Source organism: Streptomyces sp. NBC_01166, assembly GCF_045039765.1.
Taxonomy (GTDB): domain Bacteria; phylum Actinomycetota; class Actinomycetes; order Streptomycetales; family Streptomycetaceae; genus Streptomyces.
In genome coordinates this window covers 5,711,545-5,725,615 of the sequence record NZ_CP108613.1, presented here as the reverse complement: position 1 = coordinate 5,725,615, position 14,071 = coordinate 5,711,545, and the positions used below count along the sequence as shown (strand labels likewise).

Sequence of the window (14,071 nt, the reverse complement as noted above, 5' to 3'; positions counted from 1 at the left end):
GCCTCCTCGCTCGCTCGTACGGACTACTTGCCCGGTACGCGGATGATCAACGCGTCGCCCTGACCGCCGCCGCCGCACAGCGCCGCCGCCCCGGTGCCGCCGCCGCGGCGCTTCAGCTCCAGCGCCAGGTGCAGCACCACACGGGCGCCGGACATGCCGATGGGGTGGCCGAGGGCGATCGCGCCACCGTTGACGTTGACCTTGTCGGAGGTGACGCCGAGGTCCTTCATCGACTGGACCGCGACGGCAGCGAAGGCCTCGTTGATCTCGATGAGGTCGAGGTCCTCGACGCCGATGCCCTCCTTCTTCAGGGCGTGCCGGATGGCGTTGGACGGCTGCGACTGGAGCGAGTTGTCCGGACCCGCCACATTGCCGTGGGCTCCGATCTCGGCGATCCAGTCCAGGCCCAGGGCCTCGGCCTTGGCCTTGCTCATGACGACGACGGCGGCGGCGCCGTCCGAGATCTGCGAGGAGGTGCCCGCCGTGATCGTGCCGTCCTTGGTGAAGGCAGGCCGCAGCTTCCCCAGGGACTCCGCGGTCGTCTCGGGGCGGATGCCCTCGTCCTTGGCGAAGAGGACCGGGTCTCCCTTGCGCTGCGGGATCTCGACCGGGGTGATCTCGGCCTCGAAGATGCCGTTCTTCTGGGCGGCGGCGGCGCGCTGGTGGGACAGCGCCCCGATCTCGTCCTGGTCCGCGCGGGCGAGGCCCAGTCGGGTGTTGTGCTTCTCGGTGGACTCGCCCATCGGGATGTTCTCGTAGGCGTCGGTCAGACCGTCGTACGCCATCGAGTCGAGCATCTCGACCGCGCCGTACTTGTATCCCTCGCGGGACTTCGGCAGCAGGTGCGGGGCGTTGGTCATGGACTCCTGGCCGCCGGCCACCACGACGTCGAACTCGCCGGCGCGGATCAGCTGGTCCGCGAGGGCGATCGCGTCGAGCCCCGAGAGACACACCTTGTTGACGGTGAGCGCGGGGACGTTCAGCGGGATGCCGGCCTTGACGGCCGCCTGGCGTGCCGGGATCTGCCCTGCCCCGGCCTGGAGCACCTGGCCCATGATCACGTACTCGACCTGGTCCCCGCCGATGCCGGCCCGGTCCAGCGCCGCCTTGATGGCGAAGCCTCCGAGGTCGGCCCCGGAGAAGCTCTTCAGCGAGCCGAGGAGACGGCCCATGGGCGTCCGCGCGCCCGCGACGATCACTGAGGTGGTTCCGGTCGTTCCTGACATGAGGCGCAGCCCCTTGGGATCGGTTGTGAACGAGGGTTTACCTGAATGTACTGAGCGGTACGGCGCCCGTCATCCGGCAGTGGGTGTGATCGCGCGCACGTTGCGTAACCATCCCCGGGGCGCTGCACTGGTTCCATGCTGACGCGAATCGACCACATCGGAATCGCCTGTTTCGACCTCGACAGGACAGTCGAGTTCTACCGCGCGACCTACGGCTTCGAGGTGTACCACTCCGAGATCAACGAGGAGCAGGGTGTGCGGGAGGCCATGCTGAAGATCAACGACACTTCGGACGGAGGCGCTTCGTACCTCCAGCTCCTGGAGCCGACCCGGCAGGACTCCGCCGTCGGCAAGTGGCTGGAAAAGAACGGTGAGGGCGTGCACCACATCGCGTTCGGGACCGCCGACGTCGACGCGGACGCCGCGGACATCGGCGGGAAGGGCGTGCGGGTGCTGTACGACGAGCCCAGGACCGGGTCGATGGGCTCCCGGATCACCTTCCTGCACCCCAAGGACTGCCACGGCGTGCTGACCGAACTGGTCACCTCGGCGGCCGAGCACTGACCCGACCGATACCCGGCCCGGTAGAGTGGGCGGTTCCGGGCCGGAGCCGGGTCGGGGCCGTGCCGCGTCCTCGCCGTTGATCTGTCACCATTCCCCGGGGGGACCGCTCGCCGGCGAGCGGTTCTCGCATGGAGAATTGCGACCAGGGTTGGGGCCTCCCCTGCTCAGTGGGGCATTCCCCGCTCGAACGAAGTTGAGAGCTTGGGGAAGAAGTTGAGAGCTCGGGGAAGGATGGGACCGCGCAGTGCGGGGCTACGAAGGCCAGCAGAGCCACCGAGCTGACGACGACCATCTCTCGAGGTTCGAAGCCGAGATGGACCGGCTGAAGACCGACCGGGAGAAGGCCGTCCAGCACGCCGAGGACCTCGGCTACCAGGTCGAGGTCTTGCGCGCCAAGCTGCACGAGGCGCGGCGCAATCTCGCGACCCGTCCCGCACACGACAGCGCGGACATCGGCTACCAGGCCGAACAGATGCTGCGTAATGCCCAGATCCAGGCCGACCAGCTGCGGACCGACGCCGAACGCGAGCTGCGCGAGGCCAGGGCGCAGACGCAGCGGATCCTGCAGGAGCACGCGGAGCACCAGGCCCGGCTGCAGGCCGAGTTGCACGCCGAGGCCGTGCAGCGGCGCCAGCGGCTCGACCAGGAGCTGGCGGAGCGCCGGCAGACCGTCGAGTCCCACGTCAACGAGAACGTCGCCTGGGCCGAGCAGCTGCGGGCCAGGACCGAGTCCCAGGCCCGCCGTCTCCTGGACGAGTCGCGTACGGAGGCCGAGCAGTCGCTGGCCGCTGCCCGCGCCGAGGCCGCCCGGCTCGCGGACGAGACCCGCCGGCGCGTCAACTCCGAGGCGGAGTCGGCCCGTGCCGAGGCCGAGGCCACACTGCTCCGGGCCCGCAGGGACGCCGAGCGGCTGCTCGACGCCGCCTCCACCCAGGCCCAGGAGGCGACCAGTCACGCCGAGCAGCTGCGCTCGACGGCCACCTCCGAGACCGAGCAGACCCGGCAGCAGACCGCGGAGCTGAACCGCGCCGCCGAACAGCGCATGCAGGAGGCCGAGACCCGGCTGCGCGAGGCCCGGCTGGAGGCGGAGAAGGTCCTCGCCGAGGCGAAGGAGGCCGCGGTCAAGCGGCTGGCCGGGGCCGAGTCGCAGAACGAGCAGCGCACCCGTACGGCCAAGTCGGAGATCGCCCGCCTGGTCGGCGAGGCCACGAAGCAGGCCGAGTCGCTCAAGGAAGAGGCCGAGCAGGCGCTCGTCGACGCCCGTGCGGAGGCCGAGCGGGTGGTCGCGGAGGCGGCCGAGAAGGCCCGCACCCTCGCCGCCGAGGACGCCGCGGCCCAGCTCGCGAAGGCCGCCCGGAGCGCCGAGGAGGTCCTGACCAAGGCGTCCGACGACGCCAGGTCGACCACCAGGGCCGCCGGTGAGGAGGCCGACCGGATCCGCCGTGAGGCCGAGGCCGAGGCGGACCGGCTCCGCGGCGAGGCCGCCGAGCAGGCCGACCAGCTCAAGGGCGCGGCCAAGGACGACACCAAGGAGTACCGGGCCAAGACCGTCGAGCTGCAGGAGGAGGCCCGCCGGCTCCGCGGCGAGGCCGAGCAGCTGCGCTCCGAGGCCGTCGCCGAGGGCGAGCGGATCCGCGGCGAGGCCCGCCGCGAGGCCGTCCAGCAGCTCGAGGAGGGTGCCCGCACCGCCGAGGAGCTGCTCACCAAGGCCAAGGCCGACGCCGAGGAGCTGCGGACCTCCGCCGGCACCGAGAGCGAGCGCGTCAGGGCCGAGGCGGCCGAGCGCGCCACCACCCTGCGCAAGCAGGCCGAGGAAGCGCTGGAACGCAGCCGCGCCGAGGCGGAGAAGGTGCGCGCCGAGGCCGAGGAGCAGGCCACCGCGCTGACCACCGCGGCGGAAGAGGCCGCCGAGGCGCTGCGCGAGGAGACCGAGCGCGGGGTCGAGGCACGCAGGACCGAGGCGGCCGAGGAGCTGGCCAGGCTGCACAGCGAGGCCGAGTCCCGGGTCTCCGCCGCGGAGGAGGCGCTCGGAGAGGCGCGTACGGAGGCGGAGCGGATCCGCCGCGAGACGAGCGAGGAGTCCGAGCGGCTGCGCGCGGAGGCCGCGGAGCGGATCCGTGCGCTCCAGGAGCAGGCCACGACGGAGGCCGAGAGCCTGCGTACCGAGGCCGCCGCCGACGCCGCGCAGTCCCGCGCCGAGGGCGAGTCCGTGGCCGTACGGCTGCGCAGCGAGGCCGCGGCCGAGGCGGAGCGGCTGAAGACGGAGGCCCAGGAGAGCGCCGACCGGGTCCGCTCCGAGGCGGCAGCCGCCGCCGAGCGGGTCGGCGCGGAGGCGGCCGAGGCCTTGGCCGCCGCCCAGGAGGAGGCCAACCGCCGCCGCCGGGCCGCCGAGGAGGCACTCGATTCGGCACGTGCCGAGGCGGAGCAGGAGCGCGAGCGCGCCCGCACGCAGAGCGAGGAGCTACTCGCCTCCGCCCGCAAGCGGGTCGAGGAGGCCCAGGCCGAGGCCCACCGGCTGGTCGAGGAGGCGGAGAGCAGGGCCTCCGAGCTGGTCTCGGCCGCCGAGCAGACCGCCCAGCAGGTGCGGGACTCCGTCGCCGGGCTGCAGGAGCAGGCCGAGGAGGAGATCGCCGGGCTGCGTTCCGCCGCCGAGCACTCGGCGGAGCGGACGAGGACCGAGGCGCAGGAGGAGGCGGACCGGGTCAGGTCCGACGCCTACGCCGAGCGCGAGCGGGCCACCGAGGACGCCAACCGCGTCCGCCGGGTCGCGCACGAGGAGGCGGACGCCGCCAAGGCACTGGCCGAGCGGACCGTCTCGGAGGCCATCGCCGAGTCGGAGAAGCTGCGCTCGGACACCTCGGAGTACAGCCAGCGGATGCGTACGGAGGCGTCCGACGCCCTGGCGTCGGCGGAGCAGGACGCCTCGCGTGCCCGCGCCGAGGCCCGTGAGGACGCCAACCGGATCCGGTCCGAGGCGGCGGCGCAGGCCGACCGGCTCATGGCCGAGGCGACGACCGAGAGCGAGCGGATCCGCGTCGAGGCGGCCGAGCAGTCGGAGCGCTTCGTCGGAGAGGCGACCGACGAGGCGGAGCGGCTGCGCGCGGAGGCGGCGCAGACCGTCGGTTCGGCCCAGGAGCACGCGGCCCGCACCCGCGAGGAGTCGGAGCGGCTGCGCGCCGACGCCGAGTCCGCGGCGGAGCAGCTGCGCGCGGAGGCCCGTCAGGAGGCGGACCGGCTGCTCGACGAGGCGCGCGAGGCCGCGGCGAAGCGCCGTGCCGACGCCGCCGAACAGGCCGACCAGCTCGTGGCGAAGGCCCAGGAGGAGGCGCTGCGCGCCGCCACCGAGGCCGAGCAGCAGGCCGACAGTATGGTCGGCGCCGCGCGCAACGAGGCGGTTCGGATCACCTCGGAGGCGACGGTCGAGGGCAATACCCTGGTGGAGAGGGCCCGTACGGACGCGGACGAGCTGCTCGTCGGCGCCCGCCGGGACGCCACCGCCACCCGGGAGCGGGCGGAGGAGCTCAGGGCCCGGATCGAGAGCGAGATCGAGGAGCTGCACGAGCGCGCCCGGCGTGAGACCTCGGAGCAGATGAAGACCGCGGGCGAGCGCGTCGACAAGCTGATGAAGGCCGCGACGGAACAGCGCGCCGAGGCCGAGGCCCAGGCCAAGGAGCTGCTGGCGGACGCGAATTCGGAGGCGAGCAAGGTCCGTATCGCCGCCGTGAAGCGCGCCGAGTCGCTCCTCAAGGAAGCCGAGACGAAGAAGGCGGAGCTGACCCGGGTGGCCGAGAAACTGCGCGCCGACGCCCAGGCCGAGGCGGAGCAGATGGTCGACGAGGGCCGCCGGGAGCTGGACCTGCTGGTCCGCAGGCGCGAGGACATCAATACGGAGATCTCCCGTGTCCAGGACGTCCTCGAGGCGTTGGAGTCTTTCGAGGCCCCGGGCGGGACGGGTAAGGCATCGGGTGGCGGTTCCGGGGGCGTCAAGGCCGGTGCGGCGGCGGGCAACCGGTCGGGAGGCAAGTCGTCGGACGGGTAGCCGTCGACGTACTTCGCCATGAACATTCAAACCTTCGGGTCGCAAGCCCTCCGGGGGTCAGCCACTCAAAAGGGGTGTCATTCTCCATACCAAAGCGGCATCTTCACGTTGACACGCCGTTCTGGCCCCTAGGATTCCCTCTAACACCTCACCGGTCTCATTCGACAGGAACCCCATGAGCGACCCTTCCTCCCCCTTCGGCTTCGAGCTCGTGCGACGTGGATACGACCGCGGTCAGGTGGACGACCGCATTACCAAAATCGTCGCCGACCGTGACAGCGCTCTCGCCCGAATCACCTCTCTGGAAAAGCGCATCGAGGAACTCCACCTCGAAACGCAGAACGCCCAGGCCCAGGTCAACGACGCCGAGCCGTCGTACGCCGGGCTCGGTGCCCGCGTGGAGAAGATCCTCCGTCTCGCCGAGGAGGAGGCGAAGGACCTGCGTGAGGAGGCCCGCCGCGCGGCCGAGCAGCACCGCGAGCTGGCCGAGTCGGCCGCCCAGCAGGTGCGCAACGACGCGGAGACGTTCGCCGCGGAGCGCAAGGCGAAGGCCGAGGACGAAGGCGTTCGTATCGTCGAGAAGGCCAAGGGCGAGGCGAGCACGCTCCGCACCGACGCCCAGAAGGACGCCCAGCAGAAGCGCGAGGAGGCGGACGCCCTCTTCGAGGAGACCCGCGCCAAGGCCGCCCAGGCCGCCGCGGACTTCGAGACGAACCTCGCCAAGCGCCGCGAGCAGTCGGAGCGCGACCTCGCGTCCCGTCAGGCGAAGGCCGAGAAGCGCCTCGCCGAGATCGAGCACCGCGCGGAGCAGCTCCGCCTGGAGGCCGAGAAGCTCCGTACGGACGCCGAGCGCCGGGCCCGTCAGACGGTGGAGACGGCTCAGCGCCAGGCCGAGGACATCGTGGCCGACGCGAACGCCAAGGCCGACCGGATCCGCAGCGAGTCGGAGCGCGAGCTGGCGGCGCTCACCAACCGCCGCGACTCGATCAACGCCCAGCTGACCAACGTCCGCGAGATGCTGGCGACGCTGACGGGTGCCGCGGTCGCCGCCGCCGGCTCCCCGGCGGAGGACGACTCCGCCACCCGTGGGGTCCCCGCCCAGCAGACCCGCTGAGCGACACCACGTACATCAGCTGTACCCCATGCGCGCCCGGTTCTGCCTTTGTGGTGGCGCCGGGCGCGCGGCCGTTCTAGCGTGAGCGCATGATCGAGCTCGACGGCCTCACCAAACGCTTCGGCAACAAGGTTGCCGTCGACCATCTCTCATGCAGGGTCAGACCGGGAATGGTGACGGGATTCCTCGGCCCGAACGGGGCGGGCAAGTCCACGACCATGCGGATGATGCTCGACCTCGACAATCCGACCAGCGGCACGGTGCGGATCGACGGCCGTCACTACCGCGACCTCCAGGAGCCGCTCAAGCACATCGGGGCGCTGCTGGACGCCAAGTCGATGCACGGCGGGCGCAGCGCGTACAACAACCTCCTGTGTCTCGCCCAGAGCAACCGCATCCCGGAGAGCCGGGTGGCGCACGTGCTGGACACGGTCGGCCTGACCGCGGTGGCGAAGAAGAAGTCCAAGGGCTTCTCCCTCGGCATGGGCCAGCGGCTGGGAATCGCGGCGGCGCTGCTCGGCGACCCCGAGATCCTGATGTTCGACGAACCCGTCAACGGTCTGGACCCGGAGGGAATTCACTGGATCAGGAACCTGATGAAGACCCTCGCGTCGGAAGGCCGGACGATCTTCGTCTCCTCGCACCTGATGAGTGAAATGGCGCTGACGGCCGATCATCTGATCGTCATCGGACAGGGGAAGCTGCTCGCGGACACCTCGATGGCGGACTTCATCCAGGAGAACTCCCGCAGTTTCGTGCGGATGCGCTCCCCGGAACAGGAGCGCCTTCGCGACCTGCTCCACGCGGAGGGCGTCGTCGCGGTCGAGTCGGGCAACGGCACGCTGGAGATCGACGGCGAGGCCCCGGAGCGGCTGGGTGACCTCGCCGGCCGGCACGGCATCGTGCTGCACGAGCTCAGCGCCCAGCGGGCCTCCCTGGAAGAGGCCTTCATGCAGATGACCGCGGGCTCCGTGGAATACCACGCCCACTCCGACCGCGACGGCGCCCAGCCACCGCCGGTGGGCCCGCACTGGGGCGAACAGTGGAACCAGCAGCAGACCGGCGGCCTCGCCGGCGACAGCACGAAGGGGGTGTGACGGCGATGACATCGGTACCCGCGGTCCTGAATTCCGAGTGGACCAAGATCCGTACGGTCTCCTCGACCACCTGGACGCTGATCTCCGCGTTCGTCGTCACGGTCGCCATGGGCGCGGCCCTGAGCGCCCTGCTGAACAGCCAGTTCGACGACCTCTCGGCGGCCGAGCAGGCCACCTTCGACCCGACGTTCGTGAGCTTCTCCGGAACGGTCCTGGGGCAGCTGGCGATGGTCGTCTTCGGCGTCCTGGTGGTGGGTACGGAGTACAGCTCCGGCATGATCCGCACCTCGCTCTCGGCCGTGCCGCAGCGCGGGTCGTTCCTCTTCTGCAAGATTGCGGTGGCGGGCGCCCTGGCGCTGGTGGTCGGCCTGGCCACCAGCTTCGTGACGTTCTTCCTCAGCCAGGCCATGCTGGGCGACCGCGGCACCGACATCGGCGCGGAGAACGTGCTGCGCGCGGTCTTCGGCGGCGGCGTCTACATGGGCCTGATCGCGATCTTCTCGATGGGCGTGGCCACGATGCTGCGCAGCTCCATGCTGTCGCTCGGCATCCTGATGCCGTTCTTCTTCCTCGTCTCGCAGATCCTCTCGGCGGTCCCCGGCGCCAAGAGCGTGGCCCGGTACTTCCCCGACCAGGCCGGCTCCAAGATCATGCAGGTGGTCCCGGACGCCATGAACAGCGACCCCGCGCCGTACGGGCCGTGGGCAGGGCTGGGGATCATGGCGCTGTGGGTGGTGGCGGCGCTGATCGGCGGCTACCTGGTGCTGAAGAAGCGCGACGCTTAGCGGCCGTCGCTCCTTGTACGGCTTGGCCGGAACCGCCCGCGGCTGGTTATCCTCCTAACTCTTACGGGGGCGTGCGGCCGCGGGCCTGGGCCCCGACGACAGATAAGTCGATGGGGCTGGAGAATGATCGAGGCAGTCGGCCTGACGAAGCGCTACGGCGCGAAGACGGCCGTGCACAACCTTTCCTTCCAGGTGCGGCCGGGAGCCGTCACGGGGTTCCTCGGTCCCAACGGGTCGGGCAAGTCCACCACCATGCGCATGATGCTCGGCCTGGACCGGCCGACGTCCGGGCATGTGACGATCGGCGGCCACGCCTTCCGCAGCCTTCCCAACGCCCCGCGCCAGGTCGGGGCGCTGCTCGACGCCAAGGCCGTGCACGGCGGGCGCAGCGCCCGTAACCACCTGCTGTGCCTGGCCCAGCTCGCGGGCATCCCGGCGGCCCGGGTGGACGAGGTCCTCGGCGTCGTCGGGCTCCAGGACGTAGCGAAGAAGCGGTCCAAGGGCTACTCCCTGGGGATGGGCCAGCGGCTCGGTATCGCGGCGGCGCTGCTCGGCGACCCGCAGGTGCTGCTCTTCGACGAGCCGGTCAACGGTCTCGACCCCGAGGGCATCCTCTGGGTCCGCAACCTGATGAAGCAGCTGGCCTCCGAAGGCCGCACGGTCTTCGTCTCCAGCCACCTGATGAGCGAGATGGCGCTCACCGCCGACCACCTGATCGTGATCGGGCGCGGGCAGCTGCTCTCCGACATGAGCATCAAGGACTTCATCTCCGCCAACTCGGCCGACTTCGCCCGGGTGCGGGTCCCGGACGACCGGCCGGAGGAGCGGGAGAAACTGACGGCCTCCCTGACGGAGTCGGGCGCCGGGGTCATGCACGAGCCGGACGGCGCCCTGCGCGTCACCGGGCTGCCGCTGCCCCGGATCAGCGACCTCGCCCACGCGTCCGACGTCCGGCTGTGGGAGCTCTCGCCGCACCAGGCGTCGCTGGAGGAGGCGTACATGCGGATGACGCAGGGCGCCGTGGACTACCGCTCGACGGCGGACGCCAAGGAAGGGCTGCAGCTGCCGCCGCCCGGCTACGGACAGCCCGGCCACCCGGGCCCCGGGCAGGCCGGTTACGGGCCCCAGGGCTACGGACCGCCCGGTCATGCGCCCGCGCCCCCGCCGGAGGTCCCGCAGCAGGGCTGGTACGCCCCGCCGCCCCCTGGACAGAACCCGTACGCCGCCGCACCGCCGGCCGGACCCGCGCCCGCGCAGACCGCGGACCGGCCCGAGCGCAAGACCAGCGAGGACTCCCGATGACGATGCCGCCGCCCCCGCAGGCGCACCAGGCTCCCCCGCAGCCGCAGCCCCGGCCGGGTCAGGGCGGCCCGGCCGGCCTGTACGCCTCGCCGATTCCGGTGCGCACCCCCGGCCTCGGTGACGCGATCGCATCCGAGTGGACGAAGATCCGCTCTGTGCGCTCCACGGTGTGGACGCTCGGCGTGATGATCGTGCTCCTGGTCGGCATCGGTCTGCTCACCGCGTTCACCGTGAGCGTCTCGGACGCGCCTCTCGACGGCACCCCCGTGCTCAGCCTCGGCTTCTTCGGCGTGCTGCTCGGGTCGATCTGCGTGATCACCCTCGGCGTGCTCACCATCGCGTCCGAGTACGGCACCGGAATGATCCGCACGACGCTGACCGCGTGCCCGAGCCGGGCGCGGATGCTGATCGCGAAGTCGATCGTCTTCTTCCTGCTCGCCTTCACGATCACCACGGTCACCACGGGGATCGTCGGCGTCCTGCAGACGGCCATGCTGGACGGCGCCACGCCCGACGCAGGTTACTGGGTGCGTTCCACGGTGGGGGTCGGCCTCTACGTCGCGACGCTCGGGCTGCTCTCGCTCGCGCTCGGCGCGCTCATCCGGCACTCCGCGGGCGCCATCACGATCATGATCGGGGTGGTGCTGCTCCCGCTCGTGCTGGCGATCTTCATGTTCACGCCGACGCTGGCCCCCGTGCAGCAGGCGCTCTTCGAGTACTCGATCCCCAACCAGCTCGGCGCGATGTACGAGGTGTCGGTGACCGCGTCCGGCCCGACCGGCTGGGAGCCGCTGTGGATCATCATCGGCGTCACCGCGGTCGCCATGGCCGGCGCCCTCGCCTCGCTGGACCGGCGGGACGTCTGACCCGGAGGCCGTCCCTCAGTAGCGCGGAGCGTTCCTGGACCGCTGTACCCGTGTGGTGCGGCGGTCCTTCGCGTTCCAGCAGGCCTTGTGCCAGTGCCTGCGGTCGTCGATCCCGCCGAACTCGGGCCAGGCGACGAGGTGCGGGACCCCCGACGGGATCTCCTGGTCGCAGCCGGGGCAGCGGTAGCGCTTGCCCGCCGCGCTCGCGCCGCTCACGGGGCGCACCGACCACTCCTCGCCCTGCCAGCTCTCCGTGGCGCCGCCCCCTCCGTACCGCTCCCCCGCCTCTCGTGGGCTGCCGGTAGGACTCTCGCCGCCTCGGGGGCGGTTGCGGCGCGGGGACACGGGACACCTCACGGGGCGGGCACGGGCGGTTTGTTCCGTCCAGCCTAGAGCCACCGGCGGCTGACCAGTGTCGGGAGTGGCGGATGTGCACCCGAGGGGCGGGTGGGTAACCGGAAAATCGCAACAACTTCGCCGTGGACCGTGCCTTTGGCACGTGTCAGACGTTGTTGCCGGTAGAGGCACAGCCGCGTCGGCCGTAAGGAGGCAACAGGCGATGCGCGTAGGAACGTTCGTACTGGCAGCTCAGTTTCCGGGCCAGGGGCAGGGTGAGGCCCTGCACCGGGCAGTCCGCTCGGCGGAGGTCGCGGAGGAGTCCGGTCTCGATTCCGTCTGGCTGGCAGAACACCATTTCGTGCCGTACGGGGTGTGCCCGTCCGCCACGACACTGGCCGCCCTGCTGCTCGGCCGCACCCGCAGGATCCGCGTGGGCACGGCGGTGAGCGTGCTGCCGAACCAGCACCCCGTCGCGCTCGGCGAGCAGGCCGCGCTGCTGCATCTGACCAGCGGCGGGCGCTTCTCCCTCGGGGTGGGGCGTGGGGGGCCGTGGGTCGACCTGGAGGTGTTCGGCGGCGGCCTCGAGGCGTACGAGAAGGGCTTCCCGGAGGCGCTGGAGCTGCTGCTCGACTGGCTGGACAAGCCCCGGGTGGCGGGGGGCGGGGAGCGTTACGGCTTCCGCGAGGTGGCCGTGGTGCCCCGTGCCGACGAGCTCCTCGGGGACGGTCCGCCGGGCCCCGAGGTGATCGTCGCGTGCACGTCGCCGAAAAGCGTGAAACTCGCCGCTGAAAAGGGTTTGCCGATGCTCCTCGGGATGCATTGCGGCGACGAGGAGAAGGCCGACATGGTCGCTCTCTGGCGTTCGGCGGCCCGGGAGGCCGGTCAGCCGGCGGAGGTCGCGGAGCGGGTAGCACATGTGTCCGCAGGAGTGGCCCAGATCTCCGACCGCCCGGCGGACGCCGTGGAGACGCTCGTGAAGGCGATGCCGGGGTGGCTGCGGCAGGGGCTCGACGCCCATGTGACGGTCGACGGGCGGCACCGTGTGATGCGCGACCCCGTGGCCTACACCGAGTTCCTCTGCGGCCTGCATCCGGTGGGCCCGCCCCGTTTCGCCGCCGACCGGCTCGCGGCCACGGCGGAGCGCACGGGCATCACCCGCTTCGCCCTCATGGTCGAGGGGTCGGGCGATCTCGCGGCGACGGAGACCAATGTGGAGCGGCTGGGCACGGAAGTGCTGCCGTTGCTGGAGTGAGCTGTTCACGCTGGTAATCCTGGTGGTGCGGTGGTGCGGTGGTGCGGTGGTGCGGGAGCTGCCGCCCCGGAGCCAGTTGCACCTCCCGCGGCCCGAAGCGGCAGCAGAAGCGCTCAGCAGTCCCGTAGTTCGGGCGACTGGTTGAGCAACTGGCCCCTCACCGAGGTGAATCGGGCCAGTCGCTCGTCGACCGAGTCGTCCAGCGGGAACACCGCGACGCGGTGGCAGTTCTGGAATGCCAGGCGCACTCCGAAGTGCCGCTGCAGCGCGCCGCGTATCGCATCACTCGCGAGCGCACGCAGCAGCTGACCACGTGCCTGCTCGTCCGGCGGGGGCGTCTGGTTGTCGGCGAATTCTCCACCGTCGACCTTCAGCTGGGCCACCAGGGAGCTGATCATCTCCCATGCGTAGGGCAGGGAGGTCCGGACGCAGTCGACGAAGTCGGCTTCGTCGACCTCGCCTCGCTCGGCCTGTTCCAACAGCGCCGGTGAGACGTCGAGCGACATGGGTTCTCCTCTCGCGACCCCGACGGACGGCCGGGGCCTTACGGGCAGGGCGGGACGGCGACGCTGCGTACACAGACGGCGACCTCCTGCTTCCACGTTAAGGGCGCAGTCCGGGCCGCACCAGGAGATTGGGAACACAACCGGCCAATAACGAACGGTCGCAAAGAGGGGCAAGACCGATCGGCCTCGGTCGGGAGGTGCGCCTGAGGAGGGCGGGAATCGCGTGGACCGTGGGTCGTCGAGTAGCGTTGCCGACCATGCGTCTCGTCATCGCCCGTTGCTCCGTCGACTACGCGGGCCGGCTCACTGCCCACCTGCCCTCCGCCCCCCGTCTGATCCTGGTGAAGGCGGACGGCAGTGTGTCGATCCACGCCGACGACCGGGCGTACAAACCGCTCAACTGGATGTCCCCGCCGTGCACCCTGAAGGAGGGCGCCGACGACAGCGAGGGCGTCTGGACCGTGGTGAACAAAGCGGGCGAGAAACTGATCATCACGATGGAGGAGATCCTCCACGACTCGTCCCATGAGCTGGGTGTCGACCCGGGGCTCATCAAGGACGGCGTCGAGGCGCACCTCCAGGAGCTGCTCGCAGACCGCATCGAGACGATCGGCGAGGGCTACACCCTGATCCGCCGTGAGTACCCGACCGCGATCGGCCCGGTCGACATCCTGTGCCGGGACGCGGACGGTGCGACGGTGGCCGTGGAGCTGAAGCGGCGGGGTGACATCGACGGTGTGGAGCAGTTGACCCGCTATCTGGAGCTGCTCAACCGTGATCCGCATCTGGCGCCGGTGCGGGGTGTGTTCGCGGCGCAGGAGATCAAGCCGCAGGCCCGGGTGCTGGCGACGGACCGTGGGATCGGGTGCCTGGTCCTCGACTACGACGCGATGCGGGGCATCGAGGACGACAAGCTGCGGCTGTTCTGACCTGGGGCCGCTGCCCGCTTCCTGATCGCCGTACGGCCCCGGTCTCCGGAGC

12 protein-coding genes are annotated in these 14,071 nt (G+C 71.1%); 9 read left to right on the top strand and 3 right to left on the bottom strand.

Going from position 1 to position 14,071, the window contains the following annotated elements; all coding sequences use genetic code 11:
* Nucleotides 1-23: 23 nt before the first annotated feature.
* On the bottom strand, nucleotides 24-1,226 hold the full coding sequence (locus tag OG379_RS26525) for an acetyl-CoA C-acetyltransferase (protein ID WP_401619101.1): 1,203 nt from the start codon (nucleotides 1,224-1,226) through the stop codon (nucleotides 24-26).
* A 135-nt stretch (nucleotides 1,227-1,361) separates the two neighbouring features.
* Here OG379_RS26525 and mce point away from each other — a divergent pair, with 135 nt between their 5' ends.
* The 7 genes from mce to OG379_RS26490 all read left to right on the top strand — a co-directional run bounded on the left by mce (nucleotide 1,362) and on the right by OG379_RS26490 (nucleotide 10,993).
* Nucleotides 1,362-1,790 (top strand): methylmalonyl-CoA epimerase, encoded by a 429-nt coding sequence (gene mce / locus OG379_RS26520; RefSeq protein ID WP_405665524.1) that lies wholly within the window; start codon nucleotides 1,362-1,364, stop codon nucleotides 1,788-1,790.
* Between the two features lie 244 nt (nucleotides 1,791-2,034).
* Nucleotides 2,035-5,829 (top strand): polarized growth protein Scy, encoded by a 3,795-nt coding sequence (scy, locus tag OG379_RS26515; RefSeq protein WP_405665522.1) that lies wholly within the window; start codon nucleotides 2,035-2,037, stop codon nucleotides 5,827-5,829.
* Between the two features lie 175 nt (nucleotides 5,830-6,004).
* Nucleotides 6,005-6,943, top strand: a complete 939-nt coding sequence (locus OG379_RS26510) for a cellulose-binding protein (protein ID WP_104789169.1) — start codon at nucleotides 6,005-6,007, stop codon at nucleotides 6,941-6,943.
* An 89-nt stretch (nucleotides 6,944-7,032) separates the two neighbouring features.
* A complete protein-coding gene (locus tag OG379_RS26505) occupies nucleotides 7,033-8,040 on the top strand; it encodes an ATP-binding cassette domain-containing protein (RefSeq protein WP_405665521.1) in 1,008 nt (335 codons plus the stop codon).
* Nucleotides 8,041-8,045: 5 nt separating this feature from the next.
* Nucleotides 8,046-8,825 (top strand): ABC transporter permease subunit, encoded by a 780-nt coding sequence (locus OG379_RS26500; protein WP_405665520.1) that lies wholly within the window; start codon nucleotides 8,046-8,048, stop codon nucleotides 8,823-8,825.
* A gap of 123 nt (nucleotides 8,826-8,948) precedes the next feature.
* Complete coding sequence (locus OG379_RS26495; RefSeq protein WP_405665519.1) at nucleotides 8,949-10,127, top strand: ABC transporter ATP-binding protein; 1,179 nt, start codon at nucleotides 8,949-8,951, stop codon at nucleotides 10,125-10,127.
* Nucleotides 10,124-10,993, top strand: coding sequence for an ABC transporter permease (locus tag OG379_RS26490; RefSeq protein WP_405665517.1), 870 nt, complete (start codon nucleotides 10,124-10,126; stop codon nucleotides 10,991-10,993). Before OG379_RS26495 ends, OG379_RS26490 begins: the two co-directional genes overlap by 4 nt.
* A gap of 15 nt (nucleotides 10,994-11,008) precedes the next feature.
* On the opposite strand, the gene OG379_RS26485 is transcribed toward OG379_RS26490, so the two are convergent.
* Nucleotides 11,009-11,338, bottom strand: a complete 330-nt coding sequence (locus OG379_RS26485) for an ATP/GTP-binding protein (protein WP_104789162.1) — start codon at nucleotides 11,336-11,338, stop codon at nucleotides 11,009-11,011.
* 214 nt (nucleotides 11,339-11,552) lie between these two features.
* Here OG379_RS26485 and OG379_RS26480 point away from each other — a divergent pair, with 214 nt between their 5' ends.
* Nucleotides 11,553-12,584, top strand: coding sequence for an LLM class flavin-dependent oxidoreductase (locus OG379_RS26480; protein WP_393760910.1), 1,032 nt, complete (start codon nucleotides 11,553-11,555; stop codon nucleotides 12,582-12,584).
* A 113-nt stretch (nucleotides 12,585-12,697) separates the two neighbouring features.
* On the opposite strand, the gene OG379_RS26475 is transcribed toward OG379_RS26480, so the two are convergent.
* The gene (locus OG379_RS26475; protein ID WP_104789158.1) at nucleotides 12,698-13,090 is read right to left on the bottom strand and encodes an SCO5389 family protein; all 393 of its coding nucleotides are present in this window, start codon (nucleotides 13,088-13,090) and stop codon (nucleotides 12,698-12,700) included.
* 257 nt (nucleotides 13,091-13,347) lie between these two features.
* On the opposite strand from OG379_RS26475, the gene nucS reads away from it, so the two are divergent.
* Nucleotides 13,348-14,019, top strand: coding sequence for an endonuclease NucS (nucS, locus tag OG379_RS26470; protein ID WP_104789156.1), 672 nt, complete (start codon nucleotides 13,348-13,350; stop codon nucleotides 14,017-14,019).
* Nucleotides 14,020-14,071: the final 52 nt, after the last annotated feature.

Excerpts from the sequence above, each read along its gene's own strand:
- OG379_RS26525 (WP_401619101.1), bottom strand. The coding sequence starts at position 1,226 with ATGTCAGGAACGACCGGAACCACCTCAGTGATCGTCGCGGGCGCGCGG.
- nucS (WP_104789156.1), top strand. The coding sequence starts at position 13,348 with ATGCGTCTCGTCATCGCCCGTTGCTCCGTCGACTACGCGGGCCGGCTC.
- OG379_RS26510 (WP_104789169.1), top strand. The coding sequence starts at position 6,005 with ATGAGCGACCCTTCCTCCCCCTTCGGCTTCGAGCTCGTGCGACGTGGA.
- OG379_RS26505 (WP_405665521.1), top strand. The coding sequence starts at position 7,033 with ATGATCGAGCTCGACGGCCTCACCAAACGCTTCGGCAACAAGGTTGCC.
- OG379_RS26495 (WP_405665519.1), top strand. The coding sequence starts at position 8,949 with ATGATCGAGGCAGTCGGCCTGACGAAGCGCTACGGCGCGAAGACGGCC.
- OG379_RS26490 (WP_405665517.1), top strand. The coding sequence starts at position 10,124 with ATGACGATGCCGCCGCCCCCGCAGGCGCACCAGGCTCCCCCGCAGCCG.
- OG379_RS26475 (WP_104789158.1), bottom strand. The coding sequence starts at position 13,090 with ATGTCGCTCGACGTCTCACCGGCGCTGTTGGAACAGGCCGAGCGAGGC.
- mce (WP_405665524.1), top strand. The coding sequence starts at position 1,362 with ATGCTGACGCGAATCGACCACATCGGAATCGCCTGTTTCGACCTCGAC.
- OG379_RS26480 (WP_393760910.1), top strand. The coding sequence starts at position 11,553 with ATGCGCGTAGGAACGTTCGTACTGGCAGCTCAGTTTCCGGGCCAGGGG.
- OG379_RS26500 (WP_405665520.1), top strand. The coding sequence starts at position 8,046 with ATGACATCGGTACCCGCGGTCCTGAATTCCGAGTGGACCAAGATCCGT.